Annotated in this window: 1 protein-coding gene; it reads right to left on the bottom strand. The window is 66.5% G+C overall.

Translation table 11 applies throughout. The annotated features are described in order from the left end of the window. On the bottom strand, positions 1-242 hold a 242-nt coding region (locus ACP3VS_RS24565), incomplete at both ends, for a hypothetical protein (RefSeq protein ID WP_426390348.1).

Below are 242 nucleotides of genomic sequence, written 5' to 3'. Positions count from 1 at the left end.
ATGATGCCGAGTTCGGCAATGCCGATATAATCGGTTGGCAGGAACGCGCCGAAGCCGAGGAACACCGCCCCCGCCGCCAGCGCCAGCGGTGCGCTGAGTGCCACCGCCGCGCGTTGCAGCGCGGAACCCGTCTCGGCCCCGTCGAGCCGCTCGGCATTGAAGCGCACCGCGATCTGGATGCCGAAATCGACGCCCAATCCGACGAACAGCGGAATGAAGGCGACGGAGATGAGGTTGAGCGC

This window comes from Lysinibacillus sp. VIII_CA (assembly GCF_049943995.1).
In the GTDB taxonomy this organism is placed as follows: Bacteria; Bacillota; Bacilli; order Bacillales_A; family Planococcaceae; genus Lysinibacillus; species Lysinibacillus pinottii.
The sequence above is the reverse complement of the archived record's forward strand: the minus strand, read 5'-3'. Positions and strand labels throughout refer to the sequence as shown.